Source organism: Sinorhizobium sp. 7-81 (assembly GCF_030124405.1).
Classification (GTDB): Bacteria; Pseudomonadota; Alphaproteobacteria; order Rhizobiales; family Rhizobiaceae; genus Sinorhizobium; species Sinorhizobium psoraleae.
Genome location: NZ_JASKLT010000002.1, coordinates 96,723 through 121,700 on the forward strand (window position 1 = coordinate 96,723; position 24,978 = coordinate 121,700).

At 62.8% G+C, this 24,978-nt stretch carries 20 protein-coding genes and 2 pseudogenes; 13 read left to right on the plus strand and 9 right to left on the minus strand.

Features of this window, described 5'->3' with window-relative positions; translation table 11 throughout:
• Nucleotides 1-90: 90 nt before the first annotated feature.
• From QN224_RS07720 to QN224_RS07740, 5 genes are all read right to left on the minus strand, one after another.
• Nucleotides 91-915: a sugar phosphate isomerase/epimerase family protein gene (locus tag QN224_RS07720; RefSeq protein WP_283976176.1), complete on the minus strand. Its 825-nt coding sequence runs from the start codon at nucleotides 913-915 to the stop codon at nucleotides 91-93.
• A gap of 19 nt (nucleotides 916-934) precedes the next feature.
• Entirely contained in the window at nucleotides 935-2,356 is a 1,422-nt protein-coding gene (locus QN224_RS07725; RefSeq protein WP_283976177.1) for an enolase C-terminal domain-like protein, read from the minus strand.
• A 7-nt stretch (nucleotides 2,357-2,363) separates the two neighbouring features.
• A complete protein-coding gene (locus QN224_RS07730) occupies nucleotides 2,364-3,527 on the minus strand; it encodes a dihydrodipicolinate synthase family protein (RefSeq protein ID WP_283976178.1) in 1,164 nt (387 codons plus the stop codon).
• A 3-nt stretch (nucleotides 3,528-3,530) separates the two neighbouring features.
• A complete protein-coding gene (locus QN224_RS07735) occupies nucleotides 3,531-4,679 on the minus strand; it encodes a Gfo/Idh/MocA family oxidoreductase (RefSeq protein WP_283976179.1) in 1,149 nt (382 codons plus the stop codon).
• 122 nt (nucleotides 4,680-4,801) lie between these two features.
• Complete coding sequence (locus QN224_RS07740) at nucleotides 4,802-5,479, minus strand: TetR/AcrR family transcriptional regulator (protein ID WP_283976180.1); 678 nt, start codon at nucleotides 5,477-5,479, stop codon at nucleotides 4,802-4,804.
• Between the two features lie 212 nt (nucleotides 5,480-5,691).
• On the opposite strand from QN224_RS07740, the gene QN224_RS07745 reads away from it, so the two are divergent.
• From QN224_RS07745 to QN224_RS07770, 6 genes are read left to right on the plus strand one after another with little or no spacing between them, the layout of a single operon-like run.
• Nucleotides 5,692-6,978: an ABC transporter substrate-binding protein gene (locus tag QN224_RS07745; RefSeq protein WP_283976181.1), complete on the plus strand. Its 1,287-nt coding sequence runs from the start codon at nucleotides 5,692-5,694 to the stop codon at nucleotides 6,976-6,978.
• 4 nt (nucleotides 6,979-6,982) lie between these two features.
• Nucleotides 6,983-7,939, plus strand: a complete 957-nt coding sequence (locus tag QN224_RS07750; RefSeq protein WP_173511628.1) for a carbohydrate ABC transporter permease — start codon at nucleotides 6,983-6,985, stop codon at nucleotides 7,937-7,939.
• Complete coding sequence (locus QN224_RS07755) at nucleotides 7,932-8,819, plus strand: carbohydrate ABC transporter permease (RefSeq protein ID WP_173511629.1); 888 nt, start codon at nucleotides 7,932-7,934, stop codon at nucleotides 8,817-8,819. Before QN224_RS07750 ends, QN224_RS07755 begins: the two co-directional genes overlap by 8 nt.
• Nucleotides 8,820-8,841: 22 nt before the next feature.
• On the plus strand, nucleotides 8,842-9,858 hold the full coding sequence (locus tag QN224_RS07760; RefSeq protein ID WP_283976182.1) for a Gfo/Idh/MocA family oxidoreductase: 1,017 nt from the start codon (nucleotides 8,842-8,844) through the stop codon (nucleotides 9,856-9,858).
• A gap of 1 nt (nucleotide 9,859) precedes the next feature.
• A complete protein-coding gene (locus QN224_RS07765; protein WP_283976183.1) occupies nucleotides 9,860-10,933 on the plus strand; it encodes a Gfo/Idh/MocA family oxidoreductase in 1,074 nt (357 codons plus the stop codon).
• 28 nt (nucleotides 10,934-10,961) lie between these two features.
• Nucleotides 10,962-12,041, plus strand: a complete 1,080-nt coding sequence (locus QN224_RS07770) for a sn-glycerol-3-phosphate ABC transporter ATP-binding protein UgpC (protein WP_283976184.1) — start codon at nucleotides 10,962-10,964, stop codon at nucleotides 12,039-12,041.
• Nucleotides 12,042-12,106: 65 nt separating this feature from the next.
• Here the strand turns inward: QN224_RS07770 and QN224_RS07775 are convergent, their stop codons facing one another.
• Both QN224_RS07775 and QN224_RS07780 read right to left on the minus strand, forming a co-directional pair.
• Nucleotides 12,107-13,357 carry a sodium:proton antiporter gene (locus QN224_RS07775; protein ID WP_283976185.1) on the minus strand — a complete coding sequence of 417 codons (1,251 nt, stop codon included), beginning with the start codon at nucleotides 13,355-13,357 and terminating at the stop codon, nucleotides 12,107-12,109.
• 215 nt (nucleotides 13,358-13,572) lie between these two features.
• Nucleotides 13,573-14,458: pseudogene (locus QN224_RS07780) on the minus strand (SMP-30/gluconolactonase/LRE family protein).
• Between the two features lie 161 nt (nucleotides 14,459-14,619).
• Here QN224_RS07780 and QN224_RS07785 point away from each other — a divergent pair.
• The gene (locus tag QN224_RS07785; RefSeq protein WP_283976186.1) at nucleotides 14,620-15,576 is read left to right on the plus strand and encodes a dihydrodipicolinate synthase family protein; all 957 of its coding nucleotides are present in this window, start codon (nucleotides 14,620-14,622) and stop codon (nucleotides 15,574-15,576) included.
• Between the two features lie 325 nt (nucleotides 15,577-15,901).
• Here the strand turns inward: QN224_RS07785 and QN224_RS07790 are convergent, their stop codons facing one another.
• Nucleotides 15,902-16,624 carry a FadR/GntR family transcriptional regulator gene (locus QN224_RS07790; protein ID WP_283976187.1) on the minus strand — a complete coding sequence of 241 codons (723 nt, stop codon included), beginning with the start codon at nucleotides 16,622-16,624 and terminating at the stop codon, nucleotides 15,902-15,904.
• A gap of 77 nt (nucleotides 16,625-16,701) precedes the next feature.
• Between QN224_RS07790 and araD the strand changes: the two genes are divergently transcribed.
• The gene (gene araD / locus QN224_RS07795) at nucleotides 16,702-18,426 is read left to right on the plus strand and encodes an L-arabinonate dehydratase (RefSeq protein WP_283976188.1); all 1,725 of its coding nucleotides are present in this window, start codon (nucleotides 16,702-16,704) and stop codon (nucleotides 18,424-18,426) included.
• Nucleotides 18,427-18,478: 52 nt separating this feature from the next.
• A pseudogene (locus tag QN224_RS07800) lies at nucleotides 18,479-18,673 on the plus strand (NAD(P)-dependent oxidoreductase); the annotation flags it as partial.
• A gap of 77 nt (nucleotides 18,674-18,750) precedes the next feature.
• Here the strand turns inward: QN224_RS07800 and QN224_RS07805 are convergent.
• Entirely contained in the window at nucleotides 18,751-20,037 is a 1,287-nt protein-coding gene (locus QN224_RS07805) for an ABC transporter substrate-binding protein (protein ID WP_283976190.1), read from the minus strand.
• A gap of 147 nt (nucleotides 20,038-20,184) precedes the next feature.
• Between QN224_RS07805 and QN224_RS07810 the strand changes: the two genes are divergently transcribed.
• The 4 genes from QN224_RS07810 to QN224_RS07825 are packed head-to-tail and all read left to right on the plus strand — an operon-like array spanning nucleotide 20,185 to nucleotide 24,834.
• Nucleotides 20,185-21,207: a LacI family DNA-binding transcriptional regulator gene (locus QN224_RS07810; protein WP_283976191.1), complete on the plus strand. Its 1,023-nt coding sequence runs from the start codon at nucleotides 20,185-20,187 to the stop codon at nucleotides 21,205-21,207.
• The gene (locus tag QN224_RS07815; RefSeq protein ID WP_283976192.1) at nucleotides 21,207-23,060 is read left to right on the plus strand and encodes a DUF2264 domain-containing protein; all 1,854 of its coding nucleotides are present in this window, start codon (nucleotides 21,207-21,209) and stop codon (nucleotides 23,058-23,060) included. Before QN224_RS07810 ends, QN224_RS07815 begins: the two co-directional genes overlap by 1 nt.
• Nucleotides 23,057-24,067, plus strand: a complete 1,011-nt coding sequence (locus tag QN224_RS07820; protein ID WP_283976193.1) for a hydroxyacid dehydrogenase — start codon at nucleotides 23,057-23,059, stop codon at nucleotides 24,065-24,067. Before QN224_RS07815 ends, QN224_RS07820 begins: the two co-directional genes overlap by 4 nt.
• The gene (locus tag QN224_RS07825) at nucleotides 24,064-24,834 is read left to right on the plus strand and encodes a sugar phosphate isomerase/epimerase (protein WP_283976194.1); all 771 of its coding nucleotides are present in this window, start codon (nucleotides 24,064-24,066) and stop codon (nucleotides 24,832-24,834) included. The genes QN224_RS07820 and QN224_RS07825 overlap by 4 nt, the downstream gene beginning before the upstream one ends.
• Nucleotides 24,835-24,978 lie beyond the last annotated feature (144 nt).

The following is a 24,978-nucleotide window of genomic DNA, read 5'->3' on the forward strand; positions in this document are numbered from 1 at the left end:
ACATGCTAGTGGCTGAATTCCGCGGACGTCAAGGCGTTTCCGGCCGGTTTTGCTGCCAACTTGTAAGAAGCATGTTCGAGAAAATTCACCTCAGCAGCAGCTACGATAACGTTCAACGCAGGTGGCGATCACCTCCTCGGCCGGCCGCTTCCACCAGTTCTCGGCCGAGAAGATCTCGACCTCCTGCGCCCCATGAAAGCCGGCCGCCTCGATCCGACGCCTGATCCCCTTCAAATCGATGACGCCGTCGCCCATCATGCCGCGATCCGTCAGCATGTCCCTGGTCGGGACCAGCCAGTCGCAGATGTGGTGTGCGAGGATCGCCTTCATTTCGCCCGCACGCGCGATCTGGTTGGCGAGATCGGGATCCCACCAGACGTGGTAGACGTCGATCGCAACGCCGACGCCGGCGCCGAGCGCCTCGCACATGTCGAGCGCCTGGCCGAGCGTGTTCACGCAGGCCCGGTCGGCGGCATACATCGGATGTAGCGGCTCGATCGCAAGCGGCACGCCGGCGGCGCGCGCATGCCGCAGCACCGTGGCGATGCCGTCCTCGACCATCCGGCGGGCCGCATCGATATTCTTCGAGCCTCCCGGCAGACCGCCGACGACCAGAACCAGGCAATCGGCGCCGAGCGCGGCCGCCTCGTCGATCGCGCGTCTGTTGTCGTCGATGGCCTTGTCGCGGCCCGCCGCGTCCGCTGCCGGGAAGAAGCCGCCGCGGCAGAGGCCGGTGAGCTTCAGCCCGTTGGATTTGACGATGCGGACTGCCTCATCGAGCCCGACCGCCGCCACCTGATCTCGCCAGGGAGCGATCGCCGTGATCCCGTGCTTCAGACACAGATCCACGGCCTCGGCAAAGCCGCACTGTTCGCGGATCGTCGCCAGATTGATGGAAAGGCCCTCGACCTGCATGATGTTCTCCTCCCGCTGTTCATGAGCTCGCCGTCATCGACGCCCAGTCCGGCTCGACCGACAAACCGAGGCCGATTGCTCTCAAGGCCGTTCCAAAAGCGAGTTCGCCGCCCTTGATGGCGAGCCGCACCCGGCCGGACGCCCCGTCGTAAAGATCGCCATGGGCGGCCAAATAGGACGCCTGCTCGCTCGCCGGCGCTTGCGCCATACCGTCGACGTAATGGTGGCCGTTGCGCTCGACATGGCCCGCGCCGACGAGCGCCGCCAGAACGAGGTCCTGCTGGAGTGCCAAGCCTGATTGCGTCGTCAGATCCTCGGCGGACATGAAATACCGGGAAGTGTCTGCCTCGCGGTTCCATTTCTCGACGCGCGCGCGGTTGATCAGAGCCCGATAGAAGCCCTTGCAGGATTTCGAGGAGATGCCGGCATAACCAAGGTCGCGGGCGCGCGGAAACGCGCCGATGTCGCCGTCGGACTCGTCGATTTCGAGCGGCATGCGCTGCGCGAGCCCCGCGACCGATTTCGAGAGCGCCTCGGCGCGCGCGATCGGCTGCTCGAAGAAGAGAAGGGATCGGCGCAGCCTGGAAAGGCGCGGCTCCTTCTGGAGGCGATCGAGAAGGTCGGCCGCCGCGTCGGCGCTTTCGAACTGTTCGTTGCCGTCGAGCGTCGCCCGATAGCCGTCAACCATGCGATCGAGCACCGCGGCGATGGCTATCAGGCGCTCAAGGTCCTCGGTGGGGCGTCCGGAAACCTTGATCTTGAAATAGCGGTGGCCGTAGGCGGCAATCACCTCTTCCAGCGTCTGCGGTAGGCCGTCATTGAGCCGCTGCTCCGGTGCGAGATCGGCGGCCGTCAGCGCATCGGCGAGCCCGATCGTATGGCGCACCGCGAGCCGCGGCGAAGGCTCCAGCCGTGAGAAAAAGCCTGTGAGATCGAAGCCCGCAAGATCCGGTGCGGTGGCGTTGGTGATGCCGAGCAGATCGTGCCGGACGGCGTCGACCGCACTTGCGCCCTTCATCCGGCACGCGGCATCGATGATAGCACGATCGACGAGCGCCAGACCGTATGACGCCACCAGCGGCGGTAGTCCCTCGCCCGCAGCCGCTCGATGATGATCGGCCTCGACGGCGGCGTGCAGGCCGAAGGGCGTCTGTGCGCCAGCTGCCCGCAAGCTTTCGATCGCCAGATGCAGCGACGCGCGAAGCTGAGCAACGTTGTCGTCCGGCGAAAGAGTCGGATTCTTGTCGAACCACTTCGGCATCATCATCTCGGCCGACCAGCCGGCGGCCTCGTGGCCGCTGTCATCCACGATCCTCACCCGAACGAAGGCCTGCGGCGCGCTCTCGACGCGCGCCGCCCCGAATCGGAAGGGGAAGCGGAAGCCAACCTGCCGCTCGAAGATGCCCGCCTCTATGAGCCTGACAACGGGTGCCTCGGTCATGGCGGCCTCAGTCGATGCCGTGGACAGCGAGGACGCGCCGCATGCGCGAGACCGCCAGTTCCGGATCGGCAAGAGCGCCCGCCCTGTCCGCCAGGCGGAAGAGTTCGGCAAAATGGGTAAGCGAGCGCGCGCTCTGTTGCCCAACGATCATTACGAAATGATCCTGCAGTCCATTCAGATAGGCGAGGAAGACGACGCCGGTCTTGTAGAAGCGCGTCGGCGCCTTGAAGATATGGCGCGACAGCGGCACGGTTGGCTCCAGCAATTCGAAGAATTCGCCATTCCGCCCCTCGCCGAGCGCCTGAAGCGCGGCAGAAGCTACCGGCGCGATAGCATCGAAGATGCCGAGCAGCGCGTCCGAATGCCCCTCCTCGTCGCCGGCGATCAGCTCGGCGTAGTTGAAGTCGTCGCCGGTATACATGCGCACGCCCTTCGGCAGCCGGCGCCGCATCGCGATTTCTTTTTCCTTCGACAGCAGCGATATCTTGATGCCGTCGACCTTGGAGGCGTGCGCGTCGATGACCTCGAGGCATGTTTTCATCGCCGCCAGATGGTCGGCATCGCCCCAATAACCTTCGAGCGCCGGGTCGAACATTTCGCCCAGCCAATGGATGATCACCGGCTGCTTCACCTGCGAAAGGATGCGGTCGTACACGCGGATATAGTCTTCCGGTCCTTTCGCCGCTGCCGCGAGCGCCCGGCTCGCCATCAGGATGATCCGACCGTTTTCTGCCTCGATCGCTTCGATCTGGCTCTCATAGGCCTTGAGAATATCGTCAATCGAGACATCCGGGCCGGGCGCAAGATGGTCGGTACCGGCACCGCAGGCGATCAGCGCGCCGGAGCGCCCGCGCGCCTCGGCTAGCGCACGGCGGATGAGTTCGCGCGCTTCGGGCCAGCCGAGTCCCATGCCGCGCTGGGCCGTATCCATTGCTTCGGCGACACCGAGCCCGAGATCCCAAAGGCGGTGCCGGAAGGCGAGCGTCCGCTCCCAATCGATCGCCGGCGTCAGCCATGGATCATTGTCGGCAAGCGGGTCGGCGACGACATGCGCCGCGGCAAAGGCAACTCTCGGGAAATCGGCCGGCGCACGCTTTTGCAAAGGAACCGGCCGGCCGACCAAATCATAACGCGCAAGCCTGCCTTCAAGGGGAAGATCGATGGTGGTCATCGCTCAAAACTCCAGTGCCGGTACATCGAGCCAGCGGCGCTCGGCCCAGGATTTCAGCCCCAGTTCTGCAAGCTGCACACCCTTGGCGCCGGCCTCCAGTCCGTAGGGCCAGGGACCGTCTTCGGCGACGTGGCGAAGGAACATTTCCCATTGCGCCTTGAAGCCATTATCGAACACCTGCGTGTCCGGCACCTCGTCCCATGTCTTGTAGAAATCGATGGTCTGCGGCTGATCCGGGTTCCAGACCGGCTTCGGCGTATTGACCCGGTGTTGCGTCCAGCATTTCGTCAGTCCGGCGACGGCCGAGCCGCGCGTCCCATCGACCTGGAAGGTCACGAGATCGTCGCGGCGTACTCGCACGGTCCAGGAGGAATTGATCTGCGCGACGATGCCGCCATCGAGCTCGAAGGTCGCATAGGCCGCATCGTCCGTATCGCAGTCATAGGTCCGGCCCTGCTCGTCGACGCGGCTTGGAATGTGGGTGGCGCCGAGGCAGGAGACAGAGCGCACTTCGCCGAAGAGATTGTCCAGCACGTAGCGCCAATGGCAGAGCATATCGAGGATGATGCCGCCGCCGTCGCCCTTGCGGTAATTCCACGAGGGGCGCTGGGCAGGCACGCCCCAATCGCCTTCAAAGACCCAGTAACCGAATTCGCCGCGCACCGAGAGGATCTTTCCGAAGAAGCCCGAGTCCCTGAGCAGCGCCAGCTTGCGCAGCCCGGGCAGGAACAGCTTGTCCTGCACGACGCCGTGCTTGAGGCCGGAGGCGCGCGCCTTGCGGGCAAGCTTGACGGCTATGCTGAGATCATCGGAAATCGGCTTCTCACAATAGACATGCTTGCCGGCATCGAGCGCCCTGCCGATGAGCTCGGCGCGCATCAGCGTCGTGCCGGCGTCGAAAAATATCTGATCGTTAGGATCGGCAAGTGCCGCATCGAGATCGGTCGACCAGCGAGCGATGTTATGGCGCTTGGCCAGTTGCTCGATCTTGTCGCGGTTGCGGCCGACGATGATCGGATCGATCTCCAGTCGTTCGCCGGACTTGAGCGTGATCCCGCCCTGATCTCGAATGGCCAGTATCGAGCGCACCAGATGCTGGTTGTAGCCCATCCGGCCGGTGACGCCGTGTAAAATAATCCCCAAACGTGGCATGCGGTCTCCTCCCTGCCAGGCCTCGTGGGAGCGGACCAGCCCTCCCAAGCCAGTAACTAATCAGTTACTTTGTGGCAGAGATAAAGCACGCCTGTCAACAAAAAAAACGACATGTTAGAGATTCAGCGTCGGATTGAAGCCAAAGTCACATGAACGATGTGACGCTCCCAGCCCTCGAGACTGCCCCGTTCAGCGAGATCACGGCCGAAGATCGTCGACCGCGTGTACTGGTTCGAGAGGTAGAAATAACCGAGCGCGGCCATCGTCAGATAGAGGTGCAACGGGTCGACATCCTCCCGGAAAATGCCCTTTGCCCTGCCCCGGTCGAGCAGCTCGGAGAGCTTCCCCATGAGTTGCGAATGCAGCTCCTTGAGCCGCGTCGATTGACGCAGCCAGCGGGCGCGATGAAGGTTCTCCGTACCGAGCAGACTCAGGAACTCCGGATGCTCAAGGAAGTACCTCCATGTGAACATCGCCAGCTCGGCGATGCCCTCCTCCGGCTCCAAGTCACTGAGATTGATGGATTTCTCAGCCGTTCTTATACCGATATAGGCCTCTTCCAGGACCGCGAGGTAGAGCTGCTCCTTGTCGCCGAAGTAATGATAGAGCATGCGTTTGTTGATACCGGCTCGCTCGGCTATGGCATCGACTCGCGCCCCGCCCATGCCGTTTTCCGCGAATTCCTTGGTGGCGGCAGCAAGAATGGATGCGCGCGTCCGCTCGGGATCGCGCTGCGCGGAGCGCTCAGCGCGCTCGCCGTTTCCGCTTCTGCCTCTCGCGCCCGCTTGCGCCTTCTCCATTACATCACCTCCAGCACCTCTTGCCTTCGGCGGCGGTCGATGCGACGTCGTAAAGATAATTTACAAGATAATGACAGCATTTCACACAACTGCTTGACACGATCTTTGCTTGCCCCTAGTTTGTAACCAATTAGTTATTTATTGCAAGAGGTCTCGACAAGACGACTGTGAGACGGAGCGTTGTGGAGGCGCTCCCGAGGGAGGAGGAACAAATGACGCATCGCATCAGCAGACGCAGTGTGCTTGCAGGAGGAGCGGCACTTCTTTCATATTCCGCGCTGGCACCCCGCGCGTTCTCGCAGGAGGCGCGGCTGCGCCTCCTCTGGTGGGGATCGCAGACCCGCGCCGACCGCACCAACAAGGTCAGCGAGCTTTTCAAGGCAGCCAATCCGGGGGTCGCGATCAACGGCGAATTCCTCGGCTGGAGCGACTACTGGCCGCGCCTGGCGACGCAAGTGGCGGGGGGCAACGCGCCCGACGTCATCCAGATGGATTACCGCTACATCGTCGAATATGCCCGGCGCGGCGCGCTTGCGCCGCTCGACAGCTATCTCGGCTCGGTGCTGAAGGTCGAGGATTTCGACCAGGTGCAGATCAAGGGGGGCAGTGTCGACGGCAAGCTCTACGGCATTAGCCTCGGCGCCAATTCGACGGCGATGATGGTCAACACGGTCGCCTTCGAGGAAGCCGGCGTCGACTTGCCGACGCCGTCGACCACCTGGGACGACCTCGCCCGCATGGGTATCGAGATCACTAAGGCCGGCAAGCGCAAGGGCTATTACGGCCTCTCCGACGGCAGCGGCGTCGAGCCACTCCTCGAGAACTGGCTTCGCCAGCGCGGCAAGGCTCTCTTCACCGCGGATGGCAAGATCGCCTATGATGCGAACGACGGGGCCGAATGGTTTGCCATGTGGCAGAAGATGCGCGAGGACAAGGCGTGCGTGCCGGCGGATATTCAGGCACTCGACCAGTTCAATATCGAGACGAGTCCCTTGTCGCTCGGAAAGGCGGCGACATCCTACGCCCATTCCAACCAGCTCGTCGGCTATCAGGCGATCAACAAAGACAAGATCGTGCTCAGGAGCCATGCGCTGATCAGCAAGGATGCCAAGGGCGGCCATTACCGCAAGCCATCGATGTTCTTCTCGGTATCGGCCAAGAGCAGCGATCCGGAACTCGGCGCCAAATATGTAAACTTCTTCGTCAAGGATCCGGAAGCCGCCAAGATCCTCGGCGTCGAACGCGGCGTGCCCGAATCGGCCTCCGTGCGCGAGGCGCTCGCCCCATCGCTCGATGACCTCGGGCGGGCAGCACTCGACTATGTCTCGGGGCTCGGAGCGCTCGCCGGCGATCTGCCGCCGCCGCCGCCGTCGGGTGCCGGCGAGGCGGAGCTGGCTCTGCGCAGCGTCGCCGAGCAGGTGGCCTTCGGCCAACTCGACGCAAAGCAGGGCGGCGAGACGCTGGTGAACGAGGTCACACAGATCCTGTCGCGAGGTTGAGGAGATGGCGGCCGTGCAGGATTCCGCTGTCGCGATCGGTGGGGGCGCTCAGGCGCGCCCCGCCGCACAGGGCCGTTGGGCCAGCCTTTGGACGAAGCACGGTGCCGGCTACATGTTCCTGTTGCCGTGGCTCATCGGCTTCTTCGGCCTGACGCTCGGGCCTGCCGTTGCCTCGCTCTATCTCTCCTTCACCAGCTTCGACCTGATCCGCGCGCCGGAATGGGTCGGAACCGCCAACTACGTCCGTATCGCGACGGCCGATCCGAAATTCGCCGCCGCGATGCAGGTGACTTTCCTCTATGTCGTGCTTTCGGTTCCCTTCAAGCTCGCCTTCGCGCTGCTCGTCGCCATCCTTCTCGATCGCGGCGTCAGGGGGCTCACCGTCTATCGCGCGATCTTTTATTTGCCCTCGCTGCTTGGCGGCAGCGTCGCGATCGCCGTGCTCTGGCGGCAACTCTTTGCCGGCGACGGCCTCATCAACAGCCTGCTTGCCCAGTTCGGCATCGAGGGCCCGAGCTGGATTTCGCATCCGAATTATTCGATCTGGACGCTCGTCGTCTTGAGCGTCTGGCAATTCGGCTCGCCGATGATCATCTTCCTTGCCGGTCTTCGCCAGATTCCGACCGATATGTATGAGGCCGCAAGCCTCGACGGCGCGTCGAAGTTCCGGCAGTTCTACAAGATCACACTGCCGCTGCTCACCCCGGTCATCTTCTTCAATGCGGTGGTTCAAACGATCGATGCCTTCAAGGCCTTCACCCCGGCCTTCATCATTTCCGGCGGCACCGGCGGACCCATCAACTCGACGCTCTTCTATACGCTCTATCTCTACCAGGAAGCCTTCGGCAATTTCCGCATGGGCTATGCCTCGGCCTTGGCCTGGATCCTGGTGCTGATCATCGCGCTCTTCACCGCCTTTTCCTTCCTGACCTCTCGCTACTGGGTGCACTACGATGACTGACGCGATCATGAGCTCCGTAACCGCTCCGTCATCGGCACCGCTCGGCCGCCGCGGCCCACTGGGGTCGGTCCTTGTCCACGCCGGCCTGATCGCCGCGTCGATCGCGATGCTCTATCCGCTCCTGTGGATGATGTCCGCGTCGGTGCGGCCGGAGGACGAGATCTTCGCCTCGACCTCGCTCTGGCCGTCGTCGATCGATTTCGCCTCGTATCTGCGCGGCTGGTTCGGCCTCGACATCAGCTTTGGCCGCTTCTTCTGGAATTCACTCGTCGTGTCCGTGCTGACGGTGATCGGCAACGTCGTCGCCTGTTCACTCGCTGCCTACGCCTTCGCGCGGCTTCGCTTCGCCGGGCGCAATTTCTGGTTCGCGATCATGCTGGGGACGCTGATGATCCCCTATCACGTGACGCTCATTCCCCAATACGTGCTCTTCCTCAATCTCGGCTGGGTGAACACCTTCCTGCCGCTCGTGGTGCCGAAATTCCTGGCCAGCGACGCCTTCTTCATCTTCCTGATGGTCCAGTTCTTCCGCGGCATCCCGCGCGAACTCGATGAGGCGGCGATGATGGACGGCTGCGGTCCCTGGCGCATCTACTGGAAGATCATGCTGCCGCTCTCCCTGCCGGTGCTGGCGACGGCCGCGATCTTTTCCTTCATCTGGACCTGGGACGATTTCTTCGGACCGCTGATCTACCTGAACGACATGAACACCTACACGATCCAGCTGGGCCTCCGGACCTTCGTCGACTCGAGCAGCACTTCGGATTGGGGCGGGCTCTTCGCCATGTCGACGCTGTCGCTCGTGCCGGTGTTCTTCTTCTTCCTGTTCTTCCAGCGCCTTCTGATCGAAGGCATCGCCACTACCGGCATGAAACGCTGATCGAGGGAGTTGGAGTTTACACATGGACGAATTGCGTTTCGCCGCCGTCGGGCTCAACCACAACCACATCTACGGCCAGGTCAATTGCCTCGTCAGAGCCGGCGCCCGCCTCGTCGGTTTCCATGAGAAGAACGATGCGCTGGCCGCGGAATTCACAGGCATCTACAAGGACGTGCCGCGCATCGCGACGCTCGAGCAGATCCTTGAAGACGAGAACATAGGCCTCATCACATCCGCCGCGATCTCGGCCGAGCGGGCGGAGCTGGCGATCCGCGCCATGCGCCACGGCAAGGATGTACTCGTCGACAAACCGGGCATGACGAGCCTGGACCAACTCGCCAAGGTACGCCGGGTCCAGGCCGAAACGGGGCGGATCTTTTCGATCCTTTATTCCGAGCATTTCGAGAGCCCGGCAACGGTGAAGGCAGGAGAACTGGTCGCCGCCGGCGCCATAGGCGAGGTCGTGCACCTGGTGGGCCTCGGCCCGCATCGCCTGCGCAGGGAAAGCCGCCCGGACTGGTTTTTCCGCCGCGCGGACTACGGCGGCATCTTGACCGACATCGCCTCGCACCAGTGCGAACAGTTCCTGTTCTTCACCGGCGCCAGCGATGCGACCATTTTGTCGGCAAGCGTCAACAACAGGAGCGTCCCCGACAAGCCGGAGCTGCAGGATACGGGCAGCACCCATCTTTCGACGGAGCGAGCCACCGGCATGATCCATGTGAACTGGCTGACGCCCGACGGCATGCCGACCTGGGGCGACGGCCGACTCTTCATCATCGGCACGACCGGCACGATCGAGGTGCGCAAGACGGTCGATCTCGCCGGTCGCGAGGGCGGCCATCACCTGTTCCTGGCTGACCGCGACGGCGTCGAGCACATCGATTGCTCGGCTGTCGAGCTGCCGTTCGGTCGCCAATTCCTTGCCGATATTCGCGACAGAACTGAAACCGCGATGCCGCAGGAACGCTGTTTCAAGGCCATGGAGCTTGCCCTTTCGGCGCAAGCGATCGCCGAACGCAATTGGGAAAAGAATTGAGATGAGCATCAAGACAGTCGCCATCATCGGCTGCGGGATCGGGCGGTCGCACATCGTCGAAGGTTACCTGCCGCACCCGGACAAGTTTCGGGTTACGGCGCTCTGCGACCTCAACGTGGAACGGTTGAACGAGGTTGGCAACGAGTTCGGCATTGAAAAGCGAACGACCTCGTTCAAGGATTTGCTTGCCGACGACAGCATCGACATCATCGATATCTGCACCCCACCGGGCATCCACCTCGAACAGGTGCTCGACGCCCTCGCCTCGGGCAAGCATGTCGTCTGCGAGAAGCCTCTGACGGGTTCGCTCAAGGGTGTCGACAGGATCATGGAAGCGGAGAAGCAGGCCAAGGGCGTGCTGATGCCAATCTTCCAGTATCGCTACGGCGATGGCATCGAGAAAGCGAAGCGCATCATCGACGCCGGCATCGCCGGCAGGCCCTATGTGGGTTCGGTCGAAACCTTCTGGCTGCGCACGCCGGAATATTACTCCGTTCCCTGGCGCGGCAAATGGGAGACGGAACTCGGCGGGGTGCTGGTGACCCATGCTCTGCACCTGCATGACATGATGCTTCACCTCCTTGGTCCGGTCGCAAGCGTGTTCGGGCGCGTCGCAACGCGCGTCAACGATATCGAGGTCGAGGACTGCGCCTCGGCGAGCCTGCTCATGCAGAACGGCGCCTTCGTGTCGCTCTCCTGTACGCTCGGCTCGCAGGAGCAGATCAGCCGCCTCCGCCTGCATTTCGAGAACGTCACGTTCGAAAGCAGCCATGAACCCTATGCGCCGGGCAAGGATCCCTGGAAAATCATCGCCGCCAACGAGACTGTTCAGGCTGAGATCGACGAGGTGATCGGCAACTGGCAGCCGGTTTCGCCGCGCTTCACGACGCAGATGGCCCATTTCCACGCCTATCTCAGCGGCAACGGACCGCTTCCAGTCACCACCACGGATGCACGGCAGGCGTTGGAACTGGTGACGGCGATCTATCAGTCCGCCGATACGGGCCGAGAGATAACGCTTCCGGTCGGACCGGAGAGTCCGAAATATGCCAACTGGCGCGCGAACACGAGGTAACGGCAAAGGCCGCAGGGAGGAATTCGAAATGGCAACCAGCGTCGTTCTTCAGAAGGTCGAGAAGCGCTACGGCGCGCTCGATGTGATCCACGGCATCGACCTGACCATCGATCCCGGCGAGTTCGCTGTCTTCGTCGGCCCGTCCGGCTGCGGCAAGTCGACCCTCCTGCGCATGATCGCCGGTCTGGAGGAGATCACCGGCGGCACTCTGATGCTCGATAGCGACCGGATGAACGAAGTAGCACCGGCCAAGCGCGGCATCGCCATGGTGTTCCAGTCCTATGCGCTTTATCCGCACATGTCCGTCTATAAGAATCTCGCCTTCGGCCTTGAAACGGCAGGCTACAAGAAGGCGGAAATCGAGCCAAAGGTGCGCCGCGCGGCAGAAATCCTGCAGATCGAAAAACTGCTCGATCGCAAGCCGAAGGCGCTTTCCGGCGGTCAGCGTCAGCGCGTGGCGATCGGCCGGGCGATCGTGCGGGAGCCGCGCATCTTCCTGTTCGACGAGCCGCTTTCCAACCTCGATGCGGAACTCCGGGTGCAGATGCGCGTCGAAATCTCGCGGCTTCATCGCGACCTCGGCAACACGATGATCTATGTGACCCACGATCAGGTGGAGGCCATGACCATGGCCGACAAGATCGTCGTCCTGAACGCGGGCCGCATCGAGCAGGTGGGCGCGCCGCTCGATCTCTACAACAATCCCGTCAACCGCTTCGTCGCCGGCTTCATCGGCAGCCCGAAAATGAACTTTCTCAAGGCGCGCATCGCTGCGGTCGGCGAAGCGGAAACGGCAATCGAGGTATGCGGCGGTACGATCCGGCTGCCCCGACGTCTGGACGGCGCTACAGCGGGACAGGACGTCACCTTCGGCATTCGACCGGAACATCTTTCCGCGCGCGAGGACGGCATCACCCTCGCTCCAATCAACGTCGAACTCGTGGAGAACCTCGGCGGCGAAACGATGCTTTACGGTATCACCCCGGACCAGCAGCAGCTCACTGTCGCCCTGGATGGCCAGCAGAAAGTGGAGCGCGGCACCAATCTGGCCGTCCACTTCGATCCTTCGCGCTGTCACGTCTTCGGCACCGACGGCAAGGCAATGTAGAAACCATCGTTGGCGATCGCGACCGTCATTGCAGCATCGTTGCCCCATGCGGGACACGGGTCGGCTTAATCCGCGTGGGCGTCTCCTATAATTCTGCGCCGCCTGTCGAGCCAGCGCATCGCTGGCGTGACAGTCAGCCCATGCATGACAATGGAAGCAAGGACGATCAGGGCGACGGCAGACCAGAGCAGGCCCACGTCTTCGAAGGTCGCCATCCCCGTTGCAAATGCAAGATAATAGATTGAGCCGACACCACGGATTCCAAACACGGCGACTGCGGCTCTCTCTCCCTTCGGCAGGACCGAGGGAAGGCTTAGCCACCCGGAAGCCGGCCGAACAATCAATATCACGAACAGCGCGAATGCGACCAGTCGCCAATCAACGTTGCCAATGAGCTGCCCGACACTGACGGCCGCTCCGAAGCACACGAGAAGCACCATCATCAGCAGCCTTTCGATCTGCTCCGAGAAATCGTGAAGCTCCTTGTGAAATTCGTGGTGCCGCTCGACGGTGCGGAAGGAAAGCGCCGCGACGAAGACGGCCACGAATCCATAGCCATGCATGAGCTCTGTGAGGCTGTAGGCGAGACAAGTGATCCCCAGGGCGACAAAGCCGTCGCCGGTGCGCACGAGCGCGGCCTGTTTCGGGAAGCGGAACGTGGCATAGCCGAGCACCTTGCCGACGAGCCAGCCCACGGCAATACCGGCGAAGGGTCGCCACAGCACATCGAAGAGAAGCCAGCGGGAGAACCAGTCCGGTTCCTCGGCCGAGAGTGCAATTGCGATCGCCAAATAGACGAAAGGGAAGCTGAGCCCATCGTTCAAACCGGCTTCGGATGTGAGTGCAAAGCGGACCTCGTCCTCCTTGCCAGTCTGGGGCGGCCCGACTTGAACGTCGCTGGCGAGCACCGGATCAGTCGGGGCAAGCGTAGCCGCAAGCAGAATGGCCGAAGCGGCCCCGAGCCCGAGCATCCAAGAGGCACCGACAGCCATCATGGCGATCCCCAACGGCATTGCGATTCCGAGAAGTCGCCATGTGAGGGCCCAGCTGCGCAGGCCGACCCGGCGGTCAATCTTCAGGCCCGCACCCATCAGCGCGACGATGACGGTGAACTCGGTTACACGCTCTATGACAAGCCGGCTGTCGAAGGAGGCCAGCTGGGCGATCGGGTTGAAGATGGTCTGTCCGACCAGCATGCCGATAGCGATGCAAAAGATGGGGAGCGACAGCGGCAGCCGACGAAAGGCCATGGGAATCCAGGCCGTCAGCAACACTACCAGCCCGAATAGTCCAAGAGCTATATGGTAACGCTCCATTCTTCAGGGCCTCGCGAACTGCCCTCGTGCGTTCAAGACTACGATGAAAGAAGGAGTTGCGAGCACGATGGTTCCGGAAACTGGCCGCAAATCTTCAGCCAAACTTTTCGCACGCTCGAAGCGGCCATGAATCAACATGGCCAAGGTTGCCGCGATCAGGCGAATACTTAGGTCGGGCAGACCCCAGGCGAAACGGGTACCAACGGAGACGGGCCTCAGAAAGCGCGGTCGTCGAAACGGTGCACCGCCGCGCCGGCTACGGGACTCCGGGCGGCGAAAATCCCGCCGGCCCGACCTTGCTCATCGGCCCCCACCGGACGCAGCGACGCGACGAAGAGTGTCTTCAAGTCCGGCCCGGCAAAGCAGGGCATGGTTGGCGCCGGCACCGGGAAAGGATGGGCCTGGATGAGCCGACCTTCGGGCGCGAAGCGATTGAGGACGCCCGCCGAGACGCCGGCGCTCCAGTAATTTCCCGCCACATCGGTCGCTGCTCCGTCTGGACGGCCGCTCGCCTCGTCGAGGACGGCCAGCCGCCGACGCCCGGAGATCGCCCCCGTTTTGGAATCGAACTGCCAGCGGTCGATCCAGGGCCCGCGCGAGTCCGAATGAAAAAGGACGGAGCCATCCGCGTTCCAGGCGAGACCATTGGAACAGATGACGTCACCGACCTTTCGCTCCACCGCACCCTTCGACAAAACGCGATAGAGGGAAGCAACCGGCTGCCGGTCGGCCGCCTCGTGCATCGTTCCTACCCAGAACGCGCGGTCCGGACCGACCTTGCCGTCGTTCAGGCGTGTGTCCGGCCTTGCGGCCTCGATCGAGGCGATCTCCTTTCGCGATCGTGCCGCTCTCGGGATCGAACAGCACCAAGCGGTCCCGTTGCGCGAGCACGAGGCGCCCGGAATGCGCAAGCCCGATGCTGCATGCTCCGTGTTCGAGGGTCCACACCTCATGGCTCGACCCGGAAAGATCGGCACGATGGATGCAGCTTTTGCCGATATCGACGAAAAACAAGCAGTTTCGACGGTCGTCGTAAACCGGGCTCTCGGCCACCGAGAAGCGCAAATCGAGCACGCACTCGAATGTCAGGTCGAAAGACATGTTTAGCACCATCGTTTGAAAGCCTCGACTGAAGAGACAAAGAGTATCCGTCGCAATCGCGCGTTTTCAAGCATTTATCGGCTGCCCTTTCTCTAACATTTGCTATTGCCCTTGCTCAACTTGTAAATTAAAAATACAAGAGACTTGACAAGGAGATTTCCATGAAAACGACTCCCGTAGATGTGGCCGGCCTCAGATCTTCGGTCCTTTCCGTGCCGCCGCTGGCACGTCAGTTGAATGGCGAACCGAGCAAGGCGGAAAATCGCAGGCAAGTCGATTGGCTGCTCTCGGGAGGGGTGACCACCTATCTCTACGGCGGCAACGCCAACCTCTACAACTTCGGCGTCATGGAGTTCGGCAGCCTTCTGGACATGCTCGAGGACATCGCACCGCGTGACGGCTGGATGATCCCATCGATCGGCGCCGACTTCGGCAAGGCGATGGATCAGGCGACGATCCTGCGCGGACGGAACTTTCCGACAGCCATGGTCCTCCCGCTCGCCTTCCCCGCGACTTCGGCGGGCTTGGCGTCGGGATTCGCCAAGCTGGCGGATGCCGCCGGCAGACCGCTGATCGCCTATATCAAGAATGACGGCTTCCTCGATACCGGCGATGTCGCGCGTCTCTTCCGCGACGGAGCAATCTCCGCCTTGAAATATGCCGTCGTGCGGCCCGACCCGAAAAGCGATGCCTATCTTTCCGGTCTCCTCGACGCCGTCGGCTCGGGCGAGCGTATCGTCAGCGGCATCGGCGAACGCCCGGCGATCGACCACGTCGAGATGGGCCTCTCCGCCTTCACCTCCGGCTCGGTGTGCATCGCACCGCATTTGTCGACAGCGATCCTGAAGGCCTGCCAATCCGGCCAATTCGCCGCGGCACGGGCCATTCGCGAAAGTTTCCTGCCGCTTGAGGACCTGCGCGACGCGCACTCGCCGATCCGCGTCCTGCACGAAGCGGTGAGACTCGCGGACGTCTGCGACACCGGCCCGATCGGCGAATTTCTGTCGAATCTCGACAGCGCCGAAAAGCTCGATGCCATTGCCTCGGCCGCACGCAAGCTGAAGGCGAAGAGCGATGCCGCCGCTCGCGACGCCCAGCCGTTATCGACGGGCGCATGACGTGGTGGCGGAGATCGTGCGGGCAAGGCGCCGCGCTTTTCGACGACTGGCCTTGGAGCGGCATCCGATCAGATTGCAGTCGCGACGATCGGGGACACGGGTGTCAATAGGGGAGATCGAGGAGGCACCGTATTCCACCACGGCCATTTCACGCCGCGAAGTTGGCTCTGCCGACGAGAGGGAATGGGGAGCCCGCACCTTGCCGTTCTCCCCCCTTGTGGGGGAGATGTGCGGCAGGGGGGGTGCAGTTCGCCGTGGCTCTGGGAGGCTGCGACGCGCGAACGCCGACAGTTGCCGTAACGATCCGATCACACGGGGTATCGCTCTAGAGGTCCCCGTGGGATCCCGTGATGCGGGCCCGCGATTCCGTCAGGTGATAGCGCATGTAGAGACGTGCGAGCTCGCTGTTCTGACCGGAAATCGCCATGAATATCTTGCGGTGCTCTTCGAGAACGCGTCGCCGCCGGTCTTCCGAGCCTTGCCGCGTCAGGCTGAGCGCCATGCGCATCGAGCCCCGCAGAATGTCGCCGAGCTCCTCCAGGAGGCGCGGGAAAAGCTCGTTGCCCGCCGCCGCGGCGACCGCAAGATGGAAAGCGAAGTCCTCCTCCCAACCCGTCTCGCCGCGTGCAAAAGCGCCCTCCAGCGCCGACAGCGCGTCACCGATCTGGTTGAGCTGGGCCTTGGTGCGGCGCATCGCGGCCAGTCCCGCGCACTCCGTTTCGAGTGCCAACCGCGGCTCGAAGGCCCTGAGATAGCTCGCGATTTCCGCCGAGGCCGCGAAATCGGTCAGCTTGTTGGACGGGCGCGACTTGACGAAGGTCCCGATGCCCTGGCGCGAAACGACGAGGCCGTCCGCCTGCAGCCGCATCAGCGCCTCGCGCACGACCGGCCGGGAAACCTGGAAGTCGCGGCAGATCCGCGCTTCGGACGGCAGCTTCGCTCCCTCGGCCATCTGGCCGCTCGCGATCTGCTCGAGGATTTGGCCGTAAAGGACATCGGCAAGCCGCTCACGCCGCGCCGGTTTCAGTTTCAACATCACGTCGTTCAAGGGTTTGCTTTCGCCTGTCAATTTTCCGAACAGGTGCAATCTAGCCGACCCGCCCGGGAATGCAAAGGAGGTGACCGATGACCAGGCGCAAGAAGCCCGAGGAATTTCGAAGCTTTCGCTGGTTCGGCGTAAAGGACCTGCGCTCCTTCGGCCACAGGTCCCGGCTTTACCAGATGGGCTATGATCATGCGGAGCTCGCGAACAAGCCGGTCATCGCGATCATCAATACCTGGAGCGACATCAATCCGTGCCACACGCATCTGCGCGCACGGGCCGAGGAGGTAAAGCGCGGCGTCTGGCAGGCGGGCGGGTTTCCGATCGAGCTGCCGGCAATGTCGCTGGCCGAAACCTACGTAAAACCGACGACGATGCTCTACCGCAACTTCCTCGCGATGGAAGTGGAGGAGCTCATTCGCTCGCATCCCGTCGATGGCGTCGTGCTGCTTGCGGGCTGCGACAAGACCACGCCAGCGACGATCATGGGGGCGATCCAGGTCGACCTTCCGACGATCTTCCTGCCGGCAGGACCGATGCTGCGCGGTACCTATCGCGGCCAGGCCCTTGGCTCTGGCTCCGACGTCTGGAAATACTGGGCGGAGAAAGAAGCCGGGCGCATCACCGAGCACGAATGGAGCGTCATGGAGCGCGGCATCGCCCGTTCTTTCGGAACCTGCATGACCATGGGTACCGCCTCGACGATGACGGCGCTCGCCGACACGCTGGGCCTCTCACTGCCGGGCGCCTCGGCCATTCCGGCTGCCGATGCCGGCCATTCGCGCATGGCCGCGCTGTCGGGCGCGCGCATCGTCGAAATGGTCTTCGAAGACCTGAAACCGTCGGATCTGCTGACGGTCAAGGCGTTTGAAAACGCATTGACCGTGCATATGGCTATGGCCGGCTCGACCAATGCGATGATCCATCTGATTGCGATGGCGCGGCGATGCGGCGTTCATCTGACCTTGGACGATTTCGATCGCATGTCGGAGAAGGTCCCGGTTCTCTGCAACATTCGCCCGACCGGCGAATTCCTGATGGAGGACTTTTACTACGCCGGCGGACTGCCGGCGCTGTGGAAACAGCTGGAGCCGCTGCTGCATCTCGAAGAGCGCAACGTGATCGGCAGCATCGGCGAGGCGATCCGGGAGATCGAAGTTCATCTGCCGGACGTGATCCGCCCGCTTGAGAATCCCGTCGCCGCACGCGGCGGCACGGCGATCCTCAAGGGAAATCTCGCGCCGCAGGGATGCGTCATGAAGCCCGCCGCGGCCGATCCAGCCCTTCTCAAGCACCGCGGGCCGGCACTCGTCTTCGACGACTACGACACGATGATGGAGGCGGTGAACGACGAGGATCTCGATGTCACCGCCGACACGGTTCTTATCCTGCGCAATGCCGGCCCCGTCGGCGGACCGGGCATGCCTGAATGGGGAATGCTGCCCATTCCGAAAAAGCTCCTGAAACAGGGCGTGCGCGACATGGTGCGCATTTCCGACGCCCGCATGAGCGGCACCAGCTACGGCGCCTGCATCCTGCATGTGGCGCCGGAGTCTTACGTCGGCGGGCCGCTGGCGGCCGTCCGCAATGGCGACATCATCGCTCTCGATGTCGCCAATCGGACGCTCACGCTGGAGGTCAACGCGGCGGAAATCGCGCGCAGGCTTTCCGAATGGCGTCCGCCGGAGCGCGACTATTCGAGAGGCTTTCTGAAAATGCATGCGGAGCATATTCAACAGGCGCCCGAAGGCTGCGACTTCACCTTCCTGCAATCGCCCCATAAGCTGCCCGAACCGGAAATTCATTGACACGGGTGTGACGGATGACGACGCGACTGCTGGTGACGGGAGCAGGAGGTGCCTGGTGCTGTACGGCGCCTCGGCGAACCGCGACGCGTGGTGGTCGAACGCGCACGCCGATTTCCTCGGCTGGCAGCCGATGGACAGCAGCGAGCCTTTTCGCCAAGCTATCGAGGGGCGTGAGCCCGGACCCGCGGAAGGCAGCACTTACCAGGGCGGTCGCCTCGCGACGGTCAAGGCCCGCCCCGGGGATTAGAGGCAGAGGGGGGTGCCACGGCGACCAACTCGCAGCTGTGCCCCCGCGGTGAGCGCAACGATCCAGTGAGCAGGCGTTCAGCCGGCGCGGACGGTCGCTTTTCCCTCCTCGACGAGACGTGTTGCAGCATCCGCGATCGATATACGGTCGAAGGCGAGCTCGTCGGCAATCGGGCGAAAGACGCGATGGTCGAACTCCGTCGCACCGAGCGGTGCCGGGGGCGGATAGCTGCCGACCTGGTCCTTCAGGGCGTTGATGTATTTCACCGTTTCCGCTTCCGTGGGGTTGAGCTGTGGCAGTATTGCCTCGCGAACTGTCGGCGACATCGGCACGCCGCGTTCGACCCCGAGGATCTTGCCGGCCTCGACGTCGTTGACGAAGAAACTGATGAACTTGGCGGCTTCTTCGCCATGCTCCGTGGTGGCGCCGACGCTCCAGATCAGCGCAGGGCGATAATAGTGGCCGGATGGGCCGCCCTTCTCGGCCCGCGGCAGCATGCCGATGCCGAGCTTGCTCTTCATGATGAGCTGGTAGCCGATCATCTGGTTCGAGTAGGCCATGCCGATCGCGGAATAGCCGAGCGCCAGGCAGTTGGTGTCGATGGTATTCTGGTCGAGCGTCTGGATGTCGGCGCCCACGGTGCCGCCCCGCTTGCGCAGATCCTCCCAGTAGGCATACCACTCCTTGGCCTCTTCGACGCCAAAGCCCAATCCGCTTTCGTTGAAAAGACTGCTGCCGCGTTGCCTGAGCCAGGCATCGAAAACATAGGTGTAGCGAGCTGCATAAGGCCCGCCGCCCTTGCCGGTGGCCTTCGCCATTTCGACCGCGATGTCGGCGTATTCCGACCAGGTGGTGTCAAGCCCGGGAGGGGTGATGCCTGCTTTTGCGAAGGCATCCGCGTCGTAGAACAATGCAAAGGAATTGAGGCCGAGGCCGATACCCCAGAGCTTTCCGTCCACGGTCGTCAGCTTCAGCACATCATCGCCGAAGTCTTTCACATTCAGCGCCGAAGCGATGAATGGATCGAGGGCGAGGCAGGCGCCGCGCTTCGAGTAATCCGAAATCGTATTGGGCTCGAGCTGGAAGATGTCGGCGATGGAGCGACCAGCCATCTGCGTCGCGAGCTTTGTCCAGTAGCCGTCGCCGCTCAGGCTCTCGCCGACAACGGTGACGCCGGGATTCTTCTCCTGGAAGAGCTTGGCGACGCTCAATGTTCGCTTCGAGCGATCGTTGGAGCCCCACCACATGGCGCGCAGATTGACGTTTTCTGCCGCGAATGTCGGCCGGAGGCTACCCTGGCCGAGCGCAATGCCAGCAGTCGCGCCGGCGGCGCCAAGCATGAATGTGCGTCGATTGATTAGCATGCGAGTCCTCCCTCTCGTTACCTGCCTCGCGCCCTCCTCCAGCGTCCGGCGGACCAAAGTTCCGCAATAACATTATGCAAAAATCTAAATCGTGCAAGAAATTGTTTCTCGCTTGCAAATTTGCGTAATTTGCGTAACATTTGCGATATGAATGACACGCCCACAAAACGATTCCGCCAATCCGACATCGCCACCCGCGCCGGAGTTTCGGTTTCCACCGTCTCGCGCGTTCTCGCGAACGAGCCCGGCATCAGCGAAGACGTCCGCCGGCAGATTCTGAAGGTTGCAAGCGACCTCGGCTATCCCCTGAAGGCCGGCCCGAAGACGTCCCCCGGGACCTTGGCGCTGATCGCGAGCAATGGCGTCACCGGAGTCTTGAGCATTTTCTACGAGGGTATTGTCGAGGGCTTGCGTTCAGAGGCGGCCCTCAAGGGCATTCCCTTTGACATCCGTCTGATCAGCGAGGCGAAAGCAACGCCCGAGACTGTCCGGGATCTGATGGACTCCGTCGCCGCGCAAGGGCTGTTCCTGGTCGGCATCGACCCCGGTGAGGCGCTCAGCGCGTGGCTGATGGAAAGCCGCACGCCCGTGATACTCGTCAACGGCACCGACCCTCAACTGCGCTTCGAAGGCGTCTCACCGTCGAACTTCTTCGGCGCCCATGCCGCAACGCAGCGGCTCATCGTCGCCGGCCACCGCCGCATCCTCCATCTGACCGGGTCGCATCGGCAGACGATCCGCGAGCGCATACTCGGTTTCGAAACGGCAGTCGCTTCGGTTGGAGGCGAGGCGCGTGTCATCCGCTTGCCGTTCGAGACCAATGCGAGCGTCGAGGCGCATGCGGCGACACTCGCCGTACTCAAGGAGGACCCCGGTTTCTCAGCCGCCTTCTGCATGAACGACTTTGTCGCCGTCGGTGTTCTCGAAGCAGTCACCGAGATCGGCCTCAGTGTGCCCAAGGATTTTGCCATCGTAGGCTTCGACGACCTGCCCTGCGCCGAGATGTCCAGTCCACGTCTGGCGACGATGCGCGTCGATCGCGTGGCCCTTGGCCGCGAGGCGGTCGGCATGATGCACTTCCGCTTCCGACACCCGGAAGCCCCCGCCCGGCACGTGTCCCACGCGGTCATCCCGGTACATGGCGGCACACTAGACGAAGGACAGCGCTGATGACCTATGATCCTGCCAGTGCCAATCCGCTTGGCTCCAATCCGCTGGCAACGCGCAGTGACATGCAGCGCGCCCTGATCGACCTCTTCAATCCGCTGCTGCCATACTTTTCCGAAGGAAACGCCCGCGTCCGCCTCGACGCCGCCGCCGCTCATTTCGACCGCGCCGCGGCTGATCTCGAAGGTTTCGCACGGCCCCTTTGGGGACTTGCGCCTTTTGGCGCCGGCGGCGGCCACTTCGCCCATTGGGACCGCTATGCGGAGGGTATCGCCAACGGCACCGATCCGGACCATCCGGAATTCTGGGGCACGGTCAACGGTCGCGACCAGCGCATGGTCGAGCTCGCCGCGCTGGGCTTCGCGCTTGTCCTGGTGCCGGAAAAACTGTGGGATCCGCTGAGCCCTCGGGCGAAAGACAACCTCGTCGCCTATCTCATCCATGCCCGCCAGTTCGACTACGCCGACAACAACTGGAAGTTCTTCCGGATATTCGTCGACATCGCTCTGGATCGTCTCGGCATCGAATACGACCGCAGCCTGACCAGGCAGTATCTGACCGAACTCGAAAGCTTCTATATCGCCGATGGCTGGTATCGCGACGGTAATGTACGCCGCATCGACCACTACATTCCATTTGCCATGCACTTCTATGGGCTGATCTACTCGCGCTTCGTCGACGACGATTACGCGAAGCGCTACCGCGAGCGCGCTCTCGCCTTCGCACAGGATTTTCGTCACTGGTTCGCCGAGGACGGAGCGACCCTCCCCTTTGGCCGCAGTCTCACCTACCGTTTCGCCTGCGCCGGCTTCTGGTCGGCGCTCGCCTTTGCCGATCTCGAGGCGCTACCCTGGGGAGAGATCAAGGGGCTTTGTCTCCGCCACCTCAGATGGTGGGCGGACAAGCCGATGACGCATCGTGACGGCGTGCTGTCGATCGGCTACGGCTATCCCAACCTGCTGATGTCGGAAAACTATAATTCCGCCGGCTCGCCCTATTGGGCGTTCAAGGCCTTCCTGCCGCTTGCGGTCGGCGAAGACCATCCATTCTGGGCGACCCCGGAAACGCCTCTGGCGCCGCTCGACGAGACGGTCGACCTTCGTCACCCGGGCATGATGATGATGCCTTGCAAGGGCGACGTGGTGGCGCTCTCCTCGGGCCAGGAAAACCGGCAGATGCGGTTCGGTTCGGAGAAATACGCGAAGTTCGCCTATTCGACGCGCTATGGCTTCAGCGTCGAGAGCGACGAACGGGGTTTTGCCGGCGGCGCTTTCGATTCCATGCTGGCCTTCAGCGACGATGGCATTCACTACCGGGTGCGCGAGAGCAATGACGAGGTTCGTCTTGCCGGTAACGTGCTCTTTTCCAGATGGTCGCCCTGGCCTGATGTCGTCGTCGAGACCTGGCTGCTGCCGTCGTCGCCCTGGCATGTGCGTGTGCATCGGATCACGACCCCAAGGGTGCTCGAGACAGCCGAAGGCGGCTTTGCCATCGCCCGACGAGATTTTGAGGCGAACGCGCTTTTCTCGGCAACGGGCTCGGCTTTTGCCGTCGGCGAGGAGGATTTCAGCGGAATCCGCGACCTCGGCTCGACTATTATACGCGAAGGCATGGCTCAGAAGGCTCCGCCAAATACCAACCTGATCGCCGCAAAGACGCTGGTGCCGCAACTGCGTGCCACCATACCGGCCGGGGAAACCATCCTGCGCTGCGCGGTGATCGCAGTTCGCGACACCTCTACCGTGTCGGGCGAGTGGTTGAGACCGCCGGCGGCCCCTGGCATCGACGAACTGCGCATCCTCGCAAGGCAGGGCGGCAGCGTGAGTGCGATGGACGCACCGGGACGAATGCCATGAGGCGTCCCGCGATTGCCTTTGCGATGCAGCCCGAAAGGACGCGATACGTCCTGACACCGGAGCTTCTCCTGCGGTTCGATGATCTTGCCCGTGTTCTCGATCAACAACCGATGACGGAGTTCGGCGACGACCGGGCAAAGCGGCTGTTGGCTGAAGCGGAAATCCTCGTGACTGGATGGGGCGCCCCGCTGTTCGATAGAGCGGCGCTTGCGGCGGCACCGCGCCTTCGCTTCGTCGTGCATGCGGCCGGAACGATCAAGGGTGTGATCGACGATTGCGTCTTCGACGCCGGCGTGGCGGTCAGCCATGCCGCCGAAGCCAATGCAGTGCCGGTCGCCGCGTTTACGCTCGCGGCAATCATCTTTGCGGGCAAGCAGGTGTTTCGGTTCCGTGATCTCTATGCTGCCGACCGTGACCGCACCCGCACCTATCTCCTGCAGGGGCAGCCTATTGGAAACTATCGCCGCACTATCGGGATTGTCGGCGCATCGAAGATCGGCAGACGGGTGATCGAGCTTCTTCGTCCGTTCGATTATCAGGTGCTGCTCTATGATCCGTTCGTCGGCCGGGATGCCGCTTCCGCCCTCAATGTCGAGAAGGTCGACCTCGATGCTTTGATGGCGCGCGCGGACATCGTGTCGCTGCACGCGCCGTCGCTGCCCGAGACGCTGCACATGATCGACGCCCGGCAGTTGTCTCTCATGAAGGACGGCGCAACCCTTATCAACACGGCGCGCGGCGCGCTTGTGGACGAGGCCGCGCTGATCGACAAGCTGAAGACGGGTACGATCGATGCGATCATCGATGTCACGCATCCCGAGGTGCCGGAAAGCCGCTCGCCGCTCTATGACCTTCCAAACGTGTTCCTGACCCCGCACATTGCCGGCGCTATCGGACTCGAACGTACGCGCCTCGGCGAAATGGCGCTCGATGAAATCACCCGGTTCATCGACGGTCGGCCACTGCTTTTCGAAGTCCGCAAAGGCGACCTGGAGCGCATGGCATGAGCGGTTTCGAACCTGCGCTCTGCACCGTCACGTTCCGCAAGATGCCCGCAGAAAGGATCTTGGAGCTGGCCGTCCAAGCCGGGCTTGCGGCAATCGAATGGGCAGGCGATGCGCATGTCGCTCCCGGGGACGAACCGGTCGCCCGGAACCTCGCGCGCCTTTGCGAAAGGGCGGGGTTGGCGACGTCCTATGGTTCCTACGTTGCGCCGCCGACCGACGACCTTCCCGTGTTCCGACGCGCGCTCGACAGTGCGATCGCACTTGGCGCCTCGAATATCCGCATCTGGCCCGGCACGCGCCAGCGCGATTCCAAGGACTACAGCGAAGGTGAAAGACGCACGGCGGCGGTCGCGATCCGTGACATGGGCGCGGAAGCCGCGCGCCATGGCGTCACCGTATCACTGGAATATCACCCGCAGTCCCTGACGGATGAAAGCGACTCGGCGCGGCGCCTGATTGACGCGATCGCCCACGACAACGTCTATCTTTATTGGCAGCCGCGGCCCGGGCTTCCGCTTGGCGAAGCTCTGGCCGAGGTCGCCCAGATCGGCGAGCATGTTTCACATGTCCATGTCTTTGCCTGGGACGCTGACCGCAACCGCTTCCCCCTGAGGTCGGCGTTCGATTATTGGCGAACGGTCCTGGCCGAAATGCCCGCGTCGCGCTGGACCGGAAGGCGATTTGCCATGCTGGAGTTCGTGACAAATGACGACCCGGCGGCATTCCTCGAAGATGCCGCGACGCTCAGGCAAATTCTCGAAAGGTGAAGGCTGGCCGGATCAGCAGCGCCGAAGTTGCTTCGACTGAACTGCCAGCGAGCGACGCCACGGTGGCCGCGATCCGGGCATACCAGCCGGGCAACCATCCTGCATGCCCAGGTCTTGACACGCTCCGCTCCAGCGTAGCAGCTC

Bases quoted from the DNA above. Each gene is read 5' to 3' on its own strand.
- QN224_RS07720 (WP_283976176.1), bottom strand. From the start codon at position 915: ATGCAGGTCGAGGGCCTTTCCATCAATCTGGCGACGATCCGCGAACAG.
- QN224_RS07725 (WP_283976177.1), bottom strand. From the start codon at position 2,356: ATGACCGAGGCACCCGTTGTCAGGCTCATAGAGGCGGGCATCTTCGAG.
- QN224_RS07730 (WP_283976178.1), bottom strand. From the start codon at position 3,527: ATGACCACCATCGATCTTCCCCTTGAAGGCAGGCTTGCGCGTTATGAT.
- QN224_RS07735 (WP_283976179.1), bottom strand. From the start codon at position 4,679: ATGCCACGTTTGGGGATTATTTTACACGGCGTCACCGGCCGGATGGGC.
- QN224_RS07740 (WP_283976180.1), bottom strand. From the start codon at position 5,479: ATGGAGAAGGCGCAAGCGGGCGCGAGAGGCAGAAGCGGAAACGGCGAG.
- QN224_RS07745 (WP_283976181.1), top strand. From the start codon at position 5,692: ATGACGCATCGCATCAGCAGACGCAGTGTGCTTGCAGGAGGAGCGGCA.
- QN224_RS07750 (WP_173511628.1), top strand. From the start codon at position 6,983: ATGGCGGCCGTGCAGGATTCCGCTGTCGCGATCGGTGGGGGCGCTCAG.
- QN224_RS07755 (WP_173511629.1), top strand. From the start codon at position 7,932: ATGACTGACGCGATCATGAGCTCCGTAACCGCTCCGTCATCGGCACCG.
- QN224_RS07760 (WP_283976182.1), top strand. From the start codon at position 8,842: ATGGACGAATTGCGTTTCGCCGCCGTCGGGCTCAACCACAACCACATC.
- QN224_RS07765 (WP_283976183.1), top strand. From the start codon at position 9,860: ATGAGCATCAAGACAGTCGCCATCATCGGCTGCGGGATCGGGCGGTCG.
- QN224_RS07770 (WP_283976184.1), top strand. From the start codon at position 10,962: ATGGCAACCAGCGTCGTTCTTCAGAAGGTCGAGAAGCGCTACGGCGCG.
- QN224_RS07775 (WP_283976185.1), bottom strand. From the start codon at position 13,357: ATGGAGCGTTACCATATAGCTCTTGGACTATTCGGGCTGGTAGTGTTG.
- QN224_RS07785 (WP_283976186.1), top strand. From the start codon at position 14,620: ATGAAAACGACTCCCGTAGATGTGGCCGGCCTCAGATCTTCGGTCCTT.
- araD (WP_283976188.1), top strand. From the start codon at position 16,702: ATGACCAGGCGCAAGAAGCCCGAGGAATTTCGAAGCTTTCGCTGGTTC.
- QN224_RS07805 (WP_283976190.1), bottom strand. From the start codon at position 20,037: ATGCTAATCAATCGACGCACATTCATGCTTGGCGCCGCCGGCGCGACT.
- QN224_RS07810 (WP_283976191.1), top strand. From the start codon at position 20,185: ATGAATGACACGCCCACAAAACGATTCCGCCAATCCGACATCGCCACC.
- QN224_RS07815 (WP_283976192.1), top strand. From the start codon at position 21,207: ATGACCTATGATCCTGCCAGTGCCAATCCGCTTGGCTCCAATCCGCTG.
- QN224_RS07820 (WP_283976193.1), top strand. From the start codon at position 23,057: ATGAGGCGTCCCGCGATTGCCTTTGCGATGCAGCCCGAAAGGACGCGA.
- QN224_RS07825 (WP_283976194.1), top strand. From the start codon at position 24,064: ATGAGCGGTTTCGAACCTGCGCTCTGCACCGTCACGTTCCGCAAGATG.